General features: G+C 56.8%; 13 protein-coding genes and 1 pseudogene. 11 read left to right on the plus strand and 3 right to left on the minus strand.

Going from position 1 to position 17,674, the window contains the following annotated elements:
- From GQF00_RS00005 to GQF00_RS00055, 11 genes and pseudogenes are all read left to right on the plus strand, one after another.
- Nucleotides 1–263 (plus strand): annotated as a pseudogene (locus tag GQF00_RS00005) (EF-Tu/IF-2/RF-3 family GTPase); the annotation flags it as partial.
- A 693-nt stretch (nucleotides 264–956) separates the two neighbouring features.
- On the plus strand, nucleotides 957–2,270 hold the full coding sequence (locus tag GQF00_RS00010) for a nucleotide sugar dehydrogenase (protein WP_161316801.1): 1,314 nt from the start codon (nucleotides 957–959) through the stop codon (nucleotides 2,268–2,270).
- Between the two features lie 5 nt (nucleotides 2,271–2,275).
- Nucleotides 2,276–3,742 carry a glycosyltransferase family 2 protein gene (locus GQF00_RS00015; protein ID WP_161316803.1) on the plus strand — a complete coding sequence of 489 codons (1,467 nt, stop codon included), beginning with the start codon at nucleotides 2,276–2,278 and terminating at the stop codon, nucleotides 3,740–3,742.
- 56 nt (nucleotides 3,743–3,798) lie between these two features.
- On the plus strand, nucleotides 3,799–4,935 hold the full coding sequence (locus GQF00_RS00020; protein WP_161316805.1) for a PilZ domain-containing protein: 1,137 nt from the start codon (nucleotides 3,799–3,801) through the stop codon (nucleotides 4,933–4,935).
- Nucleotides 4,917–6,263 carry a tetratricopeptide repeat protein gene (locus GQF00_RS00025; RefSeq protein ID WP_237440331.1) on the plus strand — a complete coding sequence of 449 codons (1,347 nt, stop codon included), beginning with the start codon at nucleotides 4,917–4,919 and terminating at the stop codon, nucleotides 6,261–6,263. Before GQF00_RS00020 ends, GQF00_RS00025 begins: the two co-directional genes overlap by 19 nt.
- Complete coding sequence (locus tag GQF00_RS00030) at nucleotides 6,244–7,623, plus strand: alginate export family protein (protein WP_161316807.1); 1,380 nt, start codon at nucleotides 6,244–6,246, stop codon at nucleotides 7,621–7,623. Before GQF00_RS00025 ends, GQF00_RS00030 begins: the two co-directional genes overlap by 20 nt.
- Nucleotides 7,624–7,625: 2 nt before the next feature.
- Entirely contained in the window at nucleotides 7,626–9,044 is a 1,419-nt protein-coding gene (locus GQF00_RS00035; protein ID WP_161316817.1) for an MBOAT family protein, read from the plus strand.
- Nucleotides 9,045–9,056: 12 nt separating this feature from the next.
- Entirely contained in the window at nucleotides 9,057–10,196 is a 1,140-nt protein-coding gene (locus GQF00_RS00040) for an alginate O-acetyltransferase (protein ID WP_161316820.1), read from the plus strand.
- Complete coding sequence (locus GQF00_RS00045; RefSeq protein ID WP_161316822.1) at nucleotides 10,129–10,755, plus strand: alginate O-acetyltransferase AlgF; 627 nt, start codon at nucleotides 10,129–10,131, stop codon at nucleotides 10,753–10,755. Before GQF00_RS00040 ends, GQF00_RS00045 begins: the two co-directional genes overlap by 68 nt.
- Nucleotides 10,736–12,199: an alginate biosynthesis protein AlgX gene (locus tag GQF00_RS00050; RefSeq protein WP_161316824.1), complete on the plus strand. Its 1,464-nt coding sequence runs from the start codon at nucleotides 10,736–10,738 to the stop codon at nucleotides 12,197–12,199. The genes GQF00_RS00045 and GQF00_RS00050 overlap by 20 nt, the downstream gene beginning before the upstream one ends.
- Entirely contained in the window at nucleotides 12,187–13,260 is a 1,074-nt protein-coding gene (locus tag GQF00_RS00055) for an alginate lyase family protein (RefSeq protein WP_161316827.1), read from the plus strand. Before GQF00_RS00050 ends, GQF00_RS00055 begins: the two co-directional genes overlap by 13 nt.
- Here the strand turns inward: GQF00_RS00055 and GQF00_RS00060 are convergent.
- From GQF00_RS00060 to GQF00_RS00070, 3 genes are read right to left on the minus strand one after another with little or no spacing between them, the layout of a single operon-like run.
- Nucleotides 13,217–14,506: a right-handed parallel beta-helix repeat-containing protein gene (locus GQF00_RS00060; RefSeq protein WP_161316829.1), complete on the minus strand. Its 1,290-nt coding sequence runs from the start codon at nucleotides 14,504–14,506 to the stop codon at nucleotides 13,217–13,219. The two genes, GQF00_RS00055 and GQF00_RS00060, sit on opposite strands and share 44 nt — an antisense overlap.
- A complete protein-coding gene (locus GQF00_RS00065; RefSeq protein ID WP_161316831.1) occupies nucleotides 14,507–15,871 on the minus strand; it encodes a phosphomannomutase CpsG in 1,365 nt (454 codons plus the stop codon).
- Nucleotides 15,868–17,304 (minus strand): mannose-1-phosphate guanylyltransferase/mannose-6-phosphate isomerase, encoded by a 1,437-nt coding sequence (locus GQF00_RS00070; RefSeq protein ID WP_161316833.1) that lies wholly within the window; start codon nucleotides 17,302–17,304, stop codon nucleotides 15,868–15,870. The genes GQF00_RS00065 and GQF00_RS00070 overlap by 4 nt, the downstream gene beginning before the upstream one ends.
- Nucleotides 17,305–17,674 lie beyond the last annotated feature (370 nt).

Genomic DNA, 17,674 nt, shown 5'->3' on the forward strand with positions numbered 1-17,674 from the left:
ACACCACCAAGACCACCTGTACCGGTGTTGAGATGTTCCGCAAGCTGCTGGACGAAGGCCGTGCGGGTGAGAACGTTGGTGTACTGCTGCGCGGTACCAAGCGTGATGAAGTTGAGCGTGGTCAGGTACTGGCCAAGCCGGGTTCTATCAAGCCGCACACCAAGTTCGTTGCTGAGGTATACGTACTGAGCAAGGACGAAGGTGGTCGTCACACCCCGTTCTTCAACGGTTACCGTCCGCAGTTCTACTTCCGTACCACCGACGNAGCCAAGATCACCGAGTAATTCGTTACCCGGTCATCAGAGAAAGGGTCGCTTAGGCGGCCCTTTTTTATGGCTCATCAAGGGTTAGACAAAGTGTTACAGCGTCAGCAGCCGGTCAGTTGATGCTAATCCCGGCCCCCTCCTTCCTCTGCCAGTTCGGCTTCTCGCTGAAACCACCTTGCGGCGAAAACCCGTAACGGACAATCACGACAAACTATGCCGACCCGACGGGAGCCTGACAGCCTCAAGGCTGAACTTTGGGTGCGCGTGCATTTAACGTCAGGGGTTTGGTATTGCCCTGCGTGCATGCTCACGGCAAAGAGGCAAAAGAGCGGCTTTGTTCTGATCCGCTAAAGCTGTTTTCCGGTCCCAGTCCGGGGGCATCCAGGCTTATGCATTTGTTAATAGTTTTTGGCTATCCTCAGTGACGGAATGGAATTCTGGCTTTGTGACGCAGTTTGCGAAATCGGGTCAGTAAAATTGGGAAATCAAAAAAAATTAGCCATTAGTGTTATCTCTGCGTCTGATTTTCTTGTCTCTAGGGCTTAATTCTCGAAAAAACTGCTAGTAAGACTGTTCCCTTTTAGTGTTACCCCTCTACACATTCTTTCGCGCCCGGCGTTAGATGGGCTTTCAAGGATGGAGTTGCTTCTCGGTCATTGCGAAATGGCCGCTAACTACTGGGGAAAGGGAATGTCCACTATTTCAATTTTTGGGCTGGGCTACGTTGGCGCAGTCTGCACCGCATGCTTCGCCAAAAAAGGCCACACAGTAATCGGCATGGATGTCAGCGAGGGCAAGGTTGCCCAGGTTCGGCGGGGTGAGTCTCCTATTGTGGAGGATCAGCTGGGAGAGTTGCTGTCAGAGGGTGTGGCCGCTGGCCGCATTACGGCAACTACCAATGCCAGACAGGCCGTCGCTGACAGCCAGGTCTCCTTTGTCTGCGTGGGGACGCCAAGCGATGAAAGTGGCTTCCTTAATACCCGTTATCTCAAGGCGGTGTGTGAGGATATTGGTCTGGCATTACGCAGTAAAGACGATGTTCACCTGGTGGTGATTCGCAGCACAGTGCTACCCGGTTTGGTACGTGGTGAGCTTTTGCCGATTCTGGAAGAAGCGTCTGGCAAAAAAGCTGGCGTTGATTTTCTGCTGGCGGTGAATCCGGAGTTTCTGCGTGAATCCACTGCCATCTACGATTTCTTCAACCCTCCCATGACTGTTGTCGGTGGCATGAATGAGGATGCATCCGATGCCTTGGCTGCTCTCTATGAAGGACTGGATGCACCGCTGGTGAAGATGGCACTGGAAGAGGCTGAACTGGTCAAGTATGCCTGTAACTCCTGGCATGCCACCAAGGTATCGTTCGCCAACGAGATCGGAAATATCGCCAAACAGGCCGGTGTTGACGGGCGCCGGGTCATGGAAGTGGTTTGCATGGACAACAAGCTGAACCTGTCCAGCTACTACATGAAGCCCGGTTTCGCTTACGGTGGTTCCTGTCTGCCCAAGGACGTACGCGCCCTTAATGCCTGGTGCGCCAAGGTGTCACTGCCGTCTCCGCTATTGGCATCACTGTCCAGCAGTAATGACAATCAGGTGGAGCGTGCCATAACCATGATCCGTGAATCGGGCATGAAGAAGGTGGGCATGCTTGGCCTGAGCTTCAAGCCAGGTACAGATGATTTACGCGAGAGCCCACTGGTAAGTCTCGCCGCCCGACTGGTTGCGGAAGGGTATCAGCTGGCTATCTACGACACTAATGTCAGCTATGCCAGCCAGCACAGTCCCGTGGCTGAGCAGTTGTGGAGCAGCTATGGAGAGCTGTTCAAATGTCTGGTGAATGACATGGATCAGCTGGTGGACGACAGCGAAGTGGTGGTGGTGGGTCACGCGATTCCCACCTTCAAGGCCGTAGCGGACACCGTCAATAGTGGTCGGTTGCTGATTGATCTGTGTGGCTATCTGCCGGGTGTTTCCAGTGCTGACCGCCAGGGTATTTGCTGGTAACGGCCATGAAGAATTTCGGCGAATGGCTGTTATGGCTATCTGTAGTCATGGGTCTGGGGCTTCTGATCGAGCCGGACTATCTCGATAGTGGCGACAAGAAATTTATCTTGCTGATCGGTGCCATTGGATTATGGCGCTATTCCATTGGTGGCATGCATTTGTTGCGGGGCCTGTGGTTTATGCGGGTTACCTTTCCTGGCATGCGGCGAACGATTGACCGTAATCCCGATGCATATGCGCCCAGCCATGTTTATCTGGTCGTGACCAGCTTTCGTATTCCGGCCGACACTACCTGGAACGTTTATGCCAGTGTGTTCAGGGAAGCCTTGAATTGCGGTGTGCCGGCCACGGTTGTGGTGTCCATCGTAGAGCGTGCGGACGAAAACCTGATTCGCCAGTGTCATCGTGAGTTTGATCCGCAGGGGAGCGTAAAACTGATCATTTGCCGTGCCCGTGGCACGGGCAAACGGGATGGGCTGGCGCTGGCCTTCCGGGCGGTGAGCCGCACCATGCCGGATCGTGACGCGGTAGTGGGGGTGGTGGATGGCGATACCATGTTGGCGCCGGATTGTGTGCGGGATTCCGTCTGTTTTTTCGGGTTGATGCCGAATCTGGGCGGGCTAACCACCAACGAGCAATGTGTGGTGCGGGGCAGTCGCGTGATGCGTGACTGGCACACCATGCGCTTTGCTCAACGGCATCTGAACATGTGTTCCATGGCGCTATCGCACCGTGTGTTGACCATGACCGGGCGCATGTCCTTTTTCAGGGCGGCGGTACTGACTGCCCCGGAGTTTATTGCCGATGTGGAATCGGATCATTTGCAGCATTGGCGACTGGGAAAATTCCGCTTTCTCACGGGTGATGACAAATCCAGCTGGAACTCACTGATGACATTGGGCTGGGACACTTTCTATGTGCCGGATGCGCACACTCTGACGGTGGAGCATCCACCTCATCATCGTTTTGTGCCTGCCACCCTGCAGTTGATGTTTCGCTGGTATGGCAATTCCCTGCGCCAGAATTTACGAGCCACCCGTTTGGGCTGGCGAAGATTGGGGCTGTTTACCACATTTGTCTTGTACGACCAGCGCATCAGCATGTGGACCTGCCTGATCGGGTTAACAGCCGCGTTTATGTTGGCATCGCTGCAAAACTGGCAGTTATTTCTCGTCTACCTGTTCTGGATCTCGTTATCCCGAACCTTCGTTGCCCTTTTACTGACAGTGACCTGTCATCCGGTAGGGCCGTTGTATCCGGTACTGCTGTATTACAACCAGGTGGTGGGATCGCTGGTCAAGATTTTCGCGTTGTTTCATCTCGACAGGCAAAGCTGGACGCGGCAGAAAACGACGCTTTCAAATCAGAATGCTGGCTTTGATGTGGTACTCAACCGCATCAGCTCAAAAACCATGCTGTTTTCAGCAGCTAGTCTGTTTGTTTGCTTGATGATGCTGCTGACAGGTAGCTAGTAACGCCGCGTCTGCAAGTTTGGGGATAAGCAGGAGTGGCCACGGAGGGAAGGTTCATGGAAGAGAAAAAGGTTCGTCAGGTACACGAGTCCCAGGAAGAACGTCAACATGTACGCGTCAGGTTGCAGGGAAGCCTGCGGCTGCGCATGCAGAGCCCGGTGAAGGGGATTTTTTCACTGGAGGACGTGTCGCTGGGTGGATTGTCGTTTGTTGCCGGCCAAGTCAATCTGACACCGGGCACGCTCTGCCACGGTGAAATTGTTTTTCGCCTGGGGCGGGCAAACCTGTCCATGCCGGTGAGCTTCAAGGTGATCTACCAGGAAGACAGTAATCAGCGGGTGGGTGGGCAGTACACTGTGATTGACCAGCAGAATACGGATCTGCTGAGGCTTTTGATCAGCAATTATCTGGCCGGTGAGCTCACCGAGCTGGATGACGTGATTGATAACATGAAGCGGGAAAACTATGTGGCCACCCGCAAAGGCAAGCAAAAGCCAACGGCAAGAGGCTGGCTCGACCGGGCCCGGGCACTGTTCGGCAGCTTGCTGTTTTTCATTGTGGGCTTGCTGGCGTTTCTGGTGGTTGCCTACAAGCTTTATCAGCATGCCTTCCTGACACGGGCGGATGATGCCTGGGTCTCCTTGCCGGGCAAGACAGTGATGATGCCGGAGAATGGCTATGTGCAGCTTCTGCTGCCGGAAGGGGCGACCCAGGTAGAGCGTGGCCAGCCGTTACTCACCGTTTCGTCCCGACTGGTGGCGCGCCTGAATAATGGTGTGTTGCTCGATAACCTGGATCCGAAACAAGTGAGGGCACTGGTCGATGCGGCGGTTTTTGAGGTCACATTGAATAGCCCCTGTGACTGTGACATTGCCGATTTGATGGTACGCGATGGCGAGTTCGTCCAGGAGGATACGGCTTTGATTCGGCTGGTTGATCCCAGCGGTCCGAACCTGGTGACCGCATTGTTTGAAGGTAATGCAGATTCACTGGGTGCGGCAGTTGGCGATGCCGTTACGGTTCGCTTTATGGATGGGCACACCGATGCGGGGGCGACGATTAGCCAATTGGTTCGCGATGAGGAAAGCGGTTTGCTGCGCATGCAGATCGTGACCCAGCGAGAACTGTCCACGTCGGATCAGAATCAGCCTGTCAGTGTCACGGTGCATCCGGCATGGTTTCCCGTCTTGTAATCCTTTGCCTGCTGGGAGGCTTGTCGGCCTGTCAGATGCCGGCGGATACCAACACCGCCCGGTATATGCTGGCCCAGGGCAATACCATGCAGGCACGGGAGCAGCTTCGTGAGCTGGCAGAAGCCGGAGATTCGGCCGCACAGGTGGAATATGGCAAGTTACTGGCTGCGCAACAGGGCGCCGATCCGGCGGAAGCGATGGTCTGGTATCAACGTGCCTGGCAACAGCATGATTACCGTGCAGGGCCTGCCAGTTTGCGCCTCTTCAAGCGTTATCAAGGAAGCATGGCGTTCGGGGAAGACCGGGCCAGAGAGCTGCTTGTGCCGCTTCGTCCACGGGAAAGTGAAGAGGATTTGCGGTTGGCACTCGATGTAGTTGCACTCTATCCCGGTGCGGCAACGGATCAGCAGTGGCAAGAATGGCTTCGTTTGTATCGCCGCAGCTGTGTGATGGAGTGTTATTTCGAAACCTATGCCGGTCGCTATGCTCAACACAAAGGGGATATTGCGCAGGCGGAAGCGTTTTATGCCCAGGCCCTGCATCGTGATCCAAGGGCCGTGGAATACCTGCAGGACATGCATTGGCAGAATGGGACGCCAGAAAGCTTTGTCGCCCTGATGCAGGACCTTGAAGGGGATGTGTCTCTGGACGGGGCGTATTGTCTGCGTGTGGCCACCCTGATCAAGGCAAATGCTACCACCGCAGAGCATGATCCTTCAGTGATGCGATGGCTGCAGCGAGCGGCGGATAACGGAGAGCCGCAGGCCTTGTCAGAGCAGCTGCGCTACATGCTGTCCTGGCCAAATTTTTACTCCCATCGTGATTTTAACTCCAAGGTGGCGGAACTGATGCCGCTGGACCCGGCGGTGGCAACGTTTTTTCGTGCCCAGGGGGACATGCAGTGGGCCTGGTATGCGTTGAGGCCGGAACGTGCCAGAGACGATCTGGAAAAGCTGGTGAGTCAGGGAATGGCACAGGCGCTGATGCCGCTGGGCACACTGTATCAAAGTGGGTTTCTGGGGGAGGCGGACATGGAACGTGCGGTGATGTACTACACGCGGGCGGCGGAAGCCGGGATGGCGGAGGGAGATGCGTCGTTATCGTCCTTGTATGCCACCGGGAGGGGGATAATGCGTGATCCGATTCGCGCATATGCGCACAAGGAGGCCAGCAAGGTATTGCTGCCCCGCACTGCTCGCCAGGAGAGCGATGAGAGGCTGATATTACCGGAAAGTCTGCAGCCCGCTGCAGACCAGGCCGCGGAAAAACTGATCGCACAACGTCGTCGTTGGCTAGAGGAGCAGTTCCATGTCGCGATTACGTATTAGTGCTGTTGCCATTCTGTCAGTGCTGCCCATCATGAGCGCCTTCGCCGATCCCCTGCCGCGTCACACCTATGATCAGCGGCTGTATTTCAGTGCCGGTGAGGCTCCGGAGTACGCCAAGTTATTCCTCGATGATGAAACCGAGCCCAATGGTTTGATTCGCTATGAGCCCCGTTACTACTGGCGCAGTGGTGATACCGAGTGGCATCGCTGGGACGCTCAGGTACGCGCCAAGCTGCTGTTGGCGGTGGGGAGGCCAAGTAGCCTGCAGACGGACGATAACGGTCGTATCCGTGAGGATGAACATTATGCGGAACTGCGGGATATCTGGGTGCGTCGCCGGATGTTGTTTGGTTCGCCCTCCCTGTCCCTGGCGCTGGGTCGCCAATCCTACAAGGACGTGGAGGGGGTGATCTGGGATCTGCCGCTGGAAAGTCTCAATCTGGATTATCAGTCCAGCCGTTGGCGGGCGCATCTGGTTGCCGGCCAGCAGATGACAACCTTCCGATCCGATGATTCAGACCTGGATCCGCGAGACGAGGATATTTTCAGGGTGCTGGCGGGTGTGGGAAAGCAATGGATGCCGGGCCACTGGTGGGAACTGCAGCTGCATTATCAGGATGATCGTTCCGGAAACCAGATGAAACGGCTGGAAGATCTGTTGGATGTGCGCGATTTCACCGGCTACTGGGCCGGGGTCCGGTTGCACGGCGAGAGCGGGCATGCTCCGGCAATCGGGTATACGGTCAACGGATTATTCCAGGAAGGTGATCTGCAGCGCTATATGGTCGATGGCCAGGGAAGTCGTCTGGAAAGCGAAGACCGGGTGCAGGGCTATTTTATCCAAAGTGAGTTGTATGGCCGCATCGACAGCTTGAGTTGGCGTCCGGCTCTGGGGTTGCGGGCAGGCACCACGGATGAGCCGGACTATGCGGTAAACGACAGTTATTTCCAGAGCAGGGTGCAAAGTAACCGACGTCCTGGCGTAGCGGATCTTTCCACCGGAGTGCTGGGAGATTTGCTCGACTATGAAATGAAGAATCTGTCCTTTGCTGCCGTCTGGTACCGGCAGCAGTTATGGCCCCGTGCCGAGCTGGAAGTGCTGGCTGGCTCGCTGCAGCGGTTGAATACCTCGATCAGGGTCAACAGTCCGATCAGCAATCCATTGGTGGATGGCGAATCGCATCTTGGCAATGTGGTGAATGTGGCGTTGGGGTGGCAATCGTTTCCGCTGGCGCTGTCCGAGCGGCGACAGATGCAGGTGTCGGCAAGGCTAAGCTATTCGGCGTTTGAAATGGGCGATGCCTATCAGCGGGCGGAGCAGATTCACCAGATCCTGTTTGTTATCGCAGGGAGGTGGTGACCATGGTGTTTTCATCCAACCTTTTTGTTTTTCTTTTTCTGCCGCTCTTCCTGGCCGCGTATTACCTGACGCCAACCCGGTGGCGTAACTGGACGATCCTGATTGGCAGTTATCTGTTCTATGCCTGGTGGCGCCCGGACTTCCTGCTGTTGTTTGTGGCTATTACCCTCTGGAATTATCTCTTTGCTCTGGCGATCCAGAAGTACCGGTCCCATCCGCGCTGTTTTTATTGGCTGGTGGTCGGAGTACTGGGGGATTTGGCGGCGCTAGGTTACTTCAAGTACGCCAACTTTGGAGTGGAAAGCATCAGTGCCCTGATGGTGTCTGTGGGGCTGAATCCATTCTTTCTGGAAAAGATTATTCTGCCCCTGGGTATTTCATTTTATACCTTCCAGGCGTTGGCTTACCTGGTGGATGTATATCGAGGGGATGCCCGGCCCACACGCAGTTTTATCAATTTTGCGGCCTTTATCTCGTTTTTCCCGCAACTGATCGCCGGCCCTATTCTCCGCTACCGCAACCTTGAACGTCAGTTCGAACAGCGCACCCACTCCATGGAGTTGTTTTCGCTGGGGGCAAGTCGTTTTCTGCTGGGGTTTATCAAGAAGGTGCTGATCGCAGACAGTATTGCGCCGGTAGCGGCCTACCTGATGGCCACACCTGAACCAGGATTGATTGATGGCGTGTTTGCGGTAGTGATTTCGACGCTGCAACTGTATTTCGATTTTTCCGGTTACTCCGACATGGCCATTGGGCTGGGCATGATGATGGGGTTCAAGTTTCAGGAAAATTTCAATCAGCCCTTTGTCTGTCAGAGTGTCACGGAGTTCTGGCAGCGCTGGCATATCACCTTGTCGCAATGGTTGCGGGACTACTTGTACCGGCCGTTGAAGAAAACGTTGGGCTGGCCGGTATCGGCGGCCACATTTACCACTTTGACGCTGGCAGGCCTGTGGCATGGTGCGGATCTAGCGTTCGTGCTGTGGGGGGCCGCCCTGGGGGGCATGATGGTGCTGGAACGGCGTCTCGGCTGGGCGACTACCATGTCGACGCCCTATTCCCTGTGGAAGAACTACCGCACCCAAGCCTTTCTGTGGTTCATCTGGCCGCTGTTCCTGGTAGGGAATGTGGATGGCGCCTGGAACATCATGTCCGGTCTGCTGGGCCTGAACGGTTGGGGTAGCCTGGATAACCTGATGTTGTGGGTTTCTCCCGTGACCTTGCTGTTCTGCCTCGTTGCCCTGTGCTGGGATAGGGCCAGTGCGTATTACAACAAGCGTTTCTATCTGGGGCTGGACAATAGCAACATTTTCCAGAGCGTGAGTGGTTGGCGTATACCCGTATTGTGGTGCGGTTTTTTCCTGGCGGTGACGCGGCTATCCGCTGAGTCCTTTTCACCTTTTCTGTATTTTCAGTTTTAACAGGAGGTTGCCATGATCCCGATGAAACAGGCATCTCTGCTGAATGGCTGGCTTTTTCTGGCTGTCATCTTCGCCGGTTTTTTATCGTTGCTGTATCCGGTGGGGCATTTCTTTGTCACCGAGCCTGCCGCCTGGCAGCAGTTTCGCCAAGGCGAGCTGGTGCGCAAGCTTGAACGGCGAGTGGATGAAGAGTTTGTTCTCAGAAAGCCGTCCATAGCTTTCTGGGCGGATACCAGTTTTCTGCTGTTCAAGGCGGGGCGGCCTGGCGTGTTGGTTGGAGAGAAAGACTGGCTATTCAGCCGGGAAGAATATTATTACGACAGCCGCAGCGAGCGTTTTCTGGCAGATAACCTTGCTCAGCTGGCTGCGACCGTTTGCGTGCTGGAAGGGTTAGGGAAGCAGGTGCTGCTGGTGCCGGTGCCTGCAAAGCGACGGCTTTATGCGCAATGGAGTGCGCGACCGGTCTCTACTGGAATGGATGCCCTGTACCAGCGCATTACCGGCGCGCTCAGCGATTCGCATATTGCATGGGTCGATACTCTTGGGTTGATGCAACGTGCGGCGTCGCAGGGCGCGGTCTTCATGCGTACAGATACCCATTGGAGTCCCCTTGGTGCTCAGGTAGTGGCTGCCGGCGTTGCCTTAAATCTTTCCTTGCCCGGTTCCCATCACTATGAAACCCGTGAACTTCGGGTTGAACCCTATGAGGGTGATCTGTTGCGTTATCTGCCCACCAGTGAGGGGGTCGGGCCTGTGCGTAAGGAGCCTTTGATGCGCTATGAGACGGCAGCGGTGGATCAGATGCTGGATGCGCAAGCCCTGCTGGGAGATGACCTGCCGCCTGTGGCTCTGGTAGGCACGAGCTACAGTGCTATGGATGAGTGGCATTTTTCGGGCTTTCTCAAGCAGCAGCTCAGTGAAGATGTGCTGGTTTACGCATTGGAGGCGCAGGGACCGTTTGCCGCTATGCGTGAGTTTCTCGATGGACCTGCTGCCAGGGATGAGCGGGTGAGGTATGTGCTCTGGGAAGTACCAGAACGGGCACTGATTCAATCAATGGAACCGATTGTGAGGGAAGAACATCATGCGTGCATGGATCGCGATACTGGTCATGCTGCTGAGCTTGCCGGTGTGGGCAGCCCAGGACGGTAACGAGGGCCTCTATGAAATGGCCGCGCCACCGGATTCGGCATTTATCCGGGTGGTCAACATTACGGACGGGCAGGTGGCTGTGGAGATGGATGACTGGCGGCAGTCGCTTTCTCCGCGCCAGGCCGGTGACTATCTGTACCGCCCTGTGGGCAAGGCGCAGATAAGCGTTGCGGGCAAGCCCTTTGCGTTCGAGTTTGAGGCGCGTTCGGTGCAAACGCTGGTGTTTGATGGGGCGTCATTGGTCAAACATGAGGACATCTACTTCAACAACCGGCTGAAAGCCTTGCTGGTGATGTACAACCTGTCGGACCAGTCTGCCAGCCTGCAGACCCTCAACGGGGCAGTGAATGTGATTGGTCCGTTGCTGGCGGGCAATAGTGGTGAGCGTGAGATCAACGGCGTCAAGGTGGCGCTGAAAGTGGCGCTGGACAGTGGCTCCGAATTGCCGCTGGAAGAGGTGGTTTTGCAGCGTGGCCGCATCTATACCGTGCTTGTGACACCGGGAAGCGGGGGTGTGCAGGCCCACCTGGAGGAAAGCCATGTGGCAACGACCCCTTGATCAGCTTTGTTGTCTGGCGGCCTGCCTGTTACTGGTGGTGGCTAGTGTCGCGTCCGCTGCTGGTCTGACGGAAACGGCGGAGGCGAGCGGCGACAATTCTCAGGAAGAGCCGCGGGCACTGAAAGGTGCTTTCCTGCAGCCTCCCTTTACCTGTCCCGCGCTCACCGATCCGGCCACCTACGCGGAGGGAACCATGAGTGCCATGCGGCAATTGGTTGCCGGCAAGCCCTTCTGGTTTTTTCGCACAGAGGTCGATCTGCAGGAGTCCTTTCCGATGGATGAGGCGGCCCAGCAGGCATTTGCTGAACTGGTAGACCGGCTTGCCCAACGCGGTGTCAGCCTGGTTGTCATGCTACAGCCAACCCGTGGATTGATGCATGCGCAAGAATTGGAGCCGCCCTGGAGTGCGCGGTACTCGCTGGCGGCAGCACGCCGTTCATTTCTCCACAAGGCTCAGTTGTTGCGGGCCTTGGGTGCCAGCGTTGCGGATATGGAGCCAGTGTTGCGGGGCGAGCATGAACAGGAATATTTTTTTCGCCGTGACCACCACTGGACGCCCTATGGTGCCCAGGTCAGCGCCCGGCAGGTGGCAGATGTGATGCTGGCGGACCCTGGCATCGATGAAATCACACAAGTCAGATATCAGACTCAACCGGATATTCTGTTGCGAAAGATGGGCACCTTGAATGCAGCAGTTGCCATGGTGTGTGGCAACTCCTACGGTTTTCAGTGGGTCAGGGGGAGCATTACCGTCCCGGAACAGGGCACCGATAGCGCCGATGCCCTGTTTGGTGATGTGGCCGCCCCTGCCATCGCCCTGGTCGGCACCAGTAACTCGGACATTCGGGATGACCGTTACAAGAACTACAATTTCCATGGTTTTCTGCAGCAATACCTGAGCCGCGATGTGGTGAACTTTGCCATGACCGGTGGTGGGGCCACTGGATCACTGCAGGATATCCTGTTGTCGGAGGCGTTTCAGGATGGGCAGTTTCGTTATCTGATTTGGGAATTGCCGGTGAGCTACCCGCTCGCAGATCAGGAAACATGGCGTCAATTGTTACCCGCGGCTTCTGGTGGCTGCACCAATCGTGCCTTGTTGGCAAGCCAGACCACCACGGTGCCGGTATCGGCAGTGGATGATCGTATCGAAGTCCTTGCCAATGCCGGTGAGCGCCGCCGGTTGACGGCAGGCAAGTCGCATCTTTTGCTGGAGATGAACTACTCGGACAGCAACTTCAAGGATTTCTATGTGTTGGCTTATTACGATGACGGCCAGCGTGAAAAGATTCGTATTCGTCGTCCGGCCAGGCTGGACACGGGGCGCTTTCTGCTGCGTCTGGATCCGCCGAGCCGGCATGGAAATTTGTTGTCTGTGTTGCTGGAATTCGAACAGCCCCAGCCGGTGGCCATGACGGTGGAGACATCCTTGTGCGATTACTGAGCGGGGTGTTGTTGGGATTGGTGGCGGGTTGCTCCCAGGCCGCCTTGATTCCGTTGTTTGATGCTCAGCGTCTGCCGACTGCGGAGCCGGACGCCACGGCGTTGCGGCGCTGTCAGGCTATGGCGTCGGGTTACCCTCCCTACGCCGGTGCACTGGCGATGGGTAGCAAATATGATCAGTCCCGATCCAGCAAGGATGAACTGGATGAGAGCGCTGCCAGCCAGTATCAGCAGCAGGTAGAAGGCATCTATCAGTATCTGGCCTTCCTGGGCCAGATAGGCGAATACATGCGCAGTGAGCGACCTGCCATACGCTCCGCGGCCCAGGTGTGTTTTAACGAGGCGTTGGCGCCATGGGCTGAATCCATGGCGTTGACGCAGCCCGGTGCCAGTAAGCAGGGAGAGGCGGTGCGCAAATGGTTCCTGTCTGCGCTGGCCACTAACATGATGAAGGCGCGAGCCCTGACAGCCTGGGAGATAAATGACGGCCAGCGCCGTTGGCTCGCTGCCCTGGCAGACCGGGTACAGGCCCATGCGTCGCCACGGCGCCAACGGATGGATTTGTACAACAACCATGATTACTGGTCGTCGTGGGCGGTGATGGCATCGGCATTGGTGCTGGATGATCCGGCGCGTTTGTCTTGGGCCGAGCGGGGATACTGGCTGGCTATCAGTCAGATTACCCCTGGCAATAAGGGCGGGGTTCTGCTGCCGCTGGAAGCGGCCAGGGGAAAGCGGGCGGAAGAGTATCATGCTTTTGCATTGACACCGCTGGTGCTGATGGCTGAGGCGGGTACCCGTAACGGTTTGCCTCTCTATGAAGGACGAGGCGAGCAGCTGCATGCGCTTGCAGAGCAGGTTGTGCATTTCTGGCGGAAGGATGGACAGGGGGTTCGCTTCAAGCAGAAGCAGATTGTGATTGATGATCACAAAATGGCCTGGTGGCCAGTCTATGCCCACCGGTTTGCCGACCGTCTGCCTCTTCCCGAGGGAGGGGCAGACCGTTTCGGGTCCCGCTTTACCGGAGGTTCGCTAGCGGGATTGTGGGTAGAGCTTCGGTAAATTCGACGGCTACCGTTTGTCCTCGAAGCAACGGCGGCAGCAATTCCGCTTCTCTGGCGGCCAGATTGCCGGCCAGATATTTCCCCTGATTACTGTTGTGGCGGAGGCTGATGCCGTTCAGAAGCAACTCGCCTTCCCCGTTCGTCTGCAGTGCTGCCAGTCGGTTATGGTGCAGTCTGAGCTGGGAGAGGGTGGCGCTAATGCGTTGTGAGGACTGGATGGCAATGGCATAGCGCTGGTTGGTGGAGATGTCAGCCTGCTCGAGGGTGACTTCCATGCTGCCGTCCAGGCGCAACCCGTCGCTGCCATTGTCGCGGAGAACCAGTGCTTGCAGAGTCGTGGCTTGCTTTCCTCTTTCCGCCTTGATCTGGACACCATATTCAAGATTGTTGCTGCTCCGCAGCTGGCTGATCTGAACCGGGCCGGTGTGGTTCTCCAGCAACACGCCGCTGCCTTGATTGTCACCCACATCTATTTCTGACATGACCAGCGAGGCGCTGCCTTCGGCACGCAGGCCATGTCCTGAGGAGCGGTAGATCTGCAGCCTTTCAATGCGTGCCGGGCTGTTCTGCAGCACGACCCCCTGCTCCCGGCTGTCGGTGATAGACAGGTCATTGATTTGTACGCGGCTGCCAGGTTCCGCATCGACCCCGCGGTAAAGGTTCTGGAGTTGGTTGTTGGCAAGATACAGCTGCGCGGCCGCAGCACCGCTCTGGTAGCGATGACGTGCCACACTGATGCCGTTAGCGCGGTAGTCGGCGCGACCCAGCCCGTTCAGTGTGCTGTCCTGAATACGGGTGACGGAACCGCCCCAGCCGTGAATAAAGCCGCTGTTCTGGTTGCCATTACTGGCTAGATGACTATTGGTGATGACCAGCTCACCGCGATTGATCAGGCAGCCGCCGTGACGTCCCTCAATAAACAGGTCGTCGTTTATCAGATTCAGCCGGGTGCCGGGGCCAATGACCAGGGGGTAGTGCAAGATCCAGCCCGATTCTGTGCGGCTCAGCGCATGGGAATCAAGCTGACCGGCCAATTTGGCAAGGTCGTAGTCGCCGCCATTGAGAACGATGGCTTGGGGATGGCCGCGCTGGTAACGGGCAATCTGGCGGAACAGGCCGTTGGCCGCAAAGGTTTCGAGCGGCCAGTTGCTTGCCTCATTGGCATAAATCGGTGTCAGCCTGACACTGGCCAGGCCGGTCTGGCAAAACAGTGACAGTAGCAGAACGGCAAGGATCGCTTTCATTCATGCACTCCGCAGCAGGCTGCTCAGTTCCCGGGTCTTGCTGGCCAGCAGTTCCGGGTTTGAGCGGGTTTCCACATTCAGTCTGACCAGGGGTTCTGTATTGGAGGCTCGGACATTGAAGCGCCAATCACTGAACTCCAGGCTGACCCCGTCGGTGTCGTCCTGATTCAGAGCGATGTGAGCATACTGCTCGAGGATCCTGCGAAGCGCTTCGCCGCTATTGGGCACGGAAAAGTTGATCTCGCCGGATACCGGATAGCGTTGCGCCCGGTCGCGCACCAGCGCAGACAGGGTTTGGCCGGAGTCTGCAAGCAGCCGCGACAGATGCAGCCAGGGCAAAATGCCGGAATCACAGTAATGAAAGTCGCGAAAATAGTGGTGACCACTCATTTCGCCTCCATAGAGGGCGTTGTCCTTGCGCATGCGCTCTTTAATGAACGCGTGGCCGGTCTTGCTCTGCATGGGCTGGCCGCCCGCTTCCAGCACGGTGTCGATGGTACTCCAGGTCAGTCGAGGGTCGTGAATAATGGTGCTGCCTGGCTGCCGGGCAAGCAGGGTGTTAGCGAGCAGGCCAATGATGTAATAGCTCTCGACAAAGTTGCCGTGCTCTTCAAAAAAGAAGCAGCGATCGAAATCACCGTCAAAGGCGACGCCCAGCTGGGCGCCATGTCGAATCACTGCCTGGCTGGTTTCCGCACGGTTTTCCGGCAACAGCGGGTTGGGGACACCGTTGGGGAAGGTGCCATCGGGGGTGTCATGGTAGCGGTGTAGCAAAGGTCTGATGCCGCGTTCATTAAGGGATTCAAGCAGGACGTCCAGTGCCGGGCCTATGGCGCCATTGCCTGCGTTGCTCACCATGCAGAAGCCATCCAGTGGCTGGCAATCCACCAGTCGCAGCAGATGCTGTATATAGGGACGCTTGTCGGTCTTGCGCTTGCGGCTGCCGCGCAAGCCTTTGTCTGGAAAGCGGTTGGCGAGCACCTGGTCGCGAATCTCGAACAGCCCGGTGTCGCCACTGATGGGGCGAGCGCCACGACGCACCAGCTTCATGCCGTTGTAGTCCGCCGGGTTATGACTGGCGGTGATCTGCACGCCGCCGTCGGCTTCGTGGTACACGGTGTTGAAATAGACCTCCTCGGTACCGCTCAGTCCGATATCAACAACCTCTGCGCCACTACTCATGATGCCCTCGCAGAGCGCATTGCTCAGGGCGGGAGAACTCAGGCGCATGTCTGCACCAACAACAATGCGGCTGGCTTTCAGCCAGTCGGCCATGGCCCGGCCAATGCGCCAGGCCATGTCTTCGTCGAGCTCATCGCCAACCCTGCCGCGAATGTCGTAGGCTTTAAAACAGGACGCACTCATGAGGGCAGTTGAGCCACTTTCTCGGCGGCGTCCTCACGGTGATAGCGGTCGCTGATCCGGATGATGTCGTCCTCGCCCAGATAGGTGCCGGACTGGACCTCGATCAGCTCCAGGGGAATGCGTCCGGGATTCTCCAGCGAGTGCACTTCGCCAATGGGAATAAAGGTGGATTGGTTCTCTGACACCAGAAAGGTGTTTGCGCCACAGGTCACCCGGGCGGTTCCGGAGACCACAATCCAGTGTTCGGCGCGGTGGTGGTGCATCTGGACAGACAGTTGTTCGCCGGGTTTCACGGTGATGTGTTTCACCTGATAGCGATTCCCCTTGTCGACCGAGTCGTACTTGCCCCAGGGGCGGTGTACCAGGCGATGGTTCTCGGTCTCCGGGCGTTTTCGAGACTTGAGGGTGTCGGTGATGCGCTTTACTTCCTGTGCCTGGCTCTTGTGGGCCACCAGAATGGCATCCGGGGTGTCGATGACCACAAGATCATCCACGCCAAGCAGGGCAACCAGTCGCTCATCGCTCATGGCCAGATTGTTTCTGCTGTCATGGGCAATGATGTCGCCGCGTAAGTGGTTGCCATCGCCATCCTTGTCCAGATGGTCCCACAGGGATTGCCATGATCCCAGGTCGTTCCACAGCAGGCCGACCGGGACGACGGCTCCCATGGAGGTGTGCTCCATGACAGCGTAATCAATGGACAGGTCTTCACAGCGGGCAAAGCTGGTTTCGTCCAGGCGGATAAAGTCCAGGTCTGCCTTGCCCTGTAAAAGTGAATGGGTGCAGTGGGCCAGCATCTGAGGATGGTATTCCCGTAATTCCTGCAGGTAGCGTTCCGCCCGGAACAGGAACATGCCACTGTTCCATAGATAGTTTCCGTCATCGAGGAACTGTTGGGCGGTGGCAGCGTCGGGTTTTTCCACAAAGCGTTCTATCAGGTGGTGTTTGCCGCGTGATTCGCCCATACATATATAGCCATAGCCAGTTTCCGGCTGGTTAGGTTGTATGCCGAAGGTGACTAGCAGGCCTGAGTCGGCGGCCTGGCTGCCAGCACTGATGGCCGCCTCCAATGCTTCGGGATTGCGGATGGCATGATCTGCCGGGCAGACAAAGATGTTGGCGTTCGTGTCGCGCTGACGGGCCTGCAGTGCAGCCAGTGCGACTGCGGGTGCAGTGTTGCGGCCACAGGGCTCCAGCAGGATATCGGCTTCTATACCGATGTCATTCAACTGTTCCGCCACCAGAAAACGATGCTCCTGATTGCAGACCACTATAGGGCGAACAGCGCGCAAGTCCGCTGGCAGGCGCCGTAGTGTGGCCTGTAACATGCTGAATTCACCATTTAGGCGCAATAGCTGTTTAGGGTAATGAGCGCGAGACAGCGGCCACAGGCGCGAGCCATTGCCGCCGGCAATAATGACTGGAATAAGCATCAGAAATCCCTTCCTTCTTTCCAACAAGCCCACAAGCCGGGTGGGAGTGGCATACAAATGTGTTCCTCGGCTCTAAACATGCGCTGTTGCTGGTGAAGCAGGGAAGGGTGTGGCGGCAGGTTTTACGAAATTCCGCTCCCATGGGTAGTTTGGTAACGCCACTAAGGGAGTAGTTTGGGGGTATACTTGCCCCTCGCGTGGCTAATTTGCACTTTATTTGAAATTACCCCTTGCAAAGAACCGGGGTGCTGTCTATTATTCGCGCCCTGCCTTCGGGCAGTACCAACCGGGGCATTGTTCCCGGGCTTGTTTTGACACCACGTACCTATCCATGGAGATCAGGTGGGTGGGCTTTTTGCCATATAAATTA

The organism is Alcanivorax sp. DP30 (assembly GCF_009882945.1).
In the GTDB taxonomy this organism is placed as follows: domain Bacteria; phylum Pseudomonadota; class Gammaproteobacteria; order Pseudomonadales; family Alcanivoracaceae; genus Alcanivorax.

Bases quoted from the DNA above. Each gene is read 5' to 3' on its own strand.
- GQF00_RS00010 (WP_161316801.1), top strand. From the start codon at position 957: ATGTCCACTATTTCAATTTTTGGGCTGGGCTACGTTGGCGCAGTCTGC.
- GQF00_RS00070 (WP_161316833.1), bottom strand. From the start codon at position 17,304: ATGCTTATTCCAGTCATTATTGCCGGCGGCAATGGCTCGCGCCTGTGG.
- GQF00_RS00040 (WP_161316820.1), top strand. From the start codon at position 9,057: ATGATCCCGATGAAACAGGCATCTCTGCTGAATGGCTGGCTTTTTCTG.
- GQF00_RS00065 (WP_161316831.1), bottom strand. From the start codon at position 15,871: ATGAGTGCGTCCTGTTTTAAAGCCTACGACATTCGCGGCAGGGTTGGC.
- GQF00_RS00050 (WP_161316824.1), top strand. From the start codon at position 10,736: ATGTGGCAACGACCCCTTGATCAGCTTTGTTGTCTGGCGGCCTGCCTG.
- GQF00_RS00020 (WP_161316805.1), top strand. From the start codon at position 3,799: ATGGAAGAGAAAAAGGTTCGTCAGGTACACGAGTCCCAGGAAGAACGT.
- GQF00_RS00045 (WP_161316822.1), top strand. From the start codon at position 10,129: ATGCGTGCATGGATCGCGATACTGGTCATGCTGCTGAGCTTGCCGGTG.
- GQF00_RS00030 (WP_161316807.1), top strand. From the start codon at position 6,244: ATGTCGCGATTACGTATTAGTGCTGTTGCCATTCTGTCAGTGCTGCCC.
- GQF00_RS00060 (WP_161316829.1), bottom strand. From the start codon at position 14,506: ATGAAAGCGATCCTTGCCGTTCTGCTACTGTCACTGTTTTGCCAGACC.
- GQF00_RS00025 (WP_237440331.1), top strand. From the start codon at position 4,917: ATGGTTTCCCGTCTTGTAATCCTTTGCCTGCTGGGAGGCTTGTCGGCC.
- GQF00_RS00035 (WP_161316817.1), top strand. From the start codon at position 7,626: ATGGTGTTTTCATCCAACCTTTTTGTTTTTCTTTTTCTGCCGCTCTTC.
- GQF00_RS00015 (WP_161316803.1), top strand. From the start codon at position 2,276: ATGAAGAATTTCGGCGAATGGCTGTTATGGCTATCTGTAGTCATGGGT.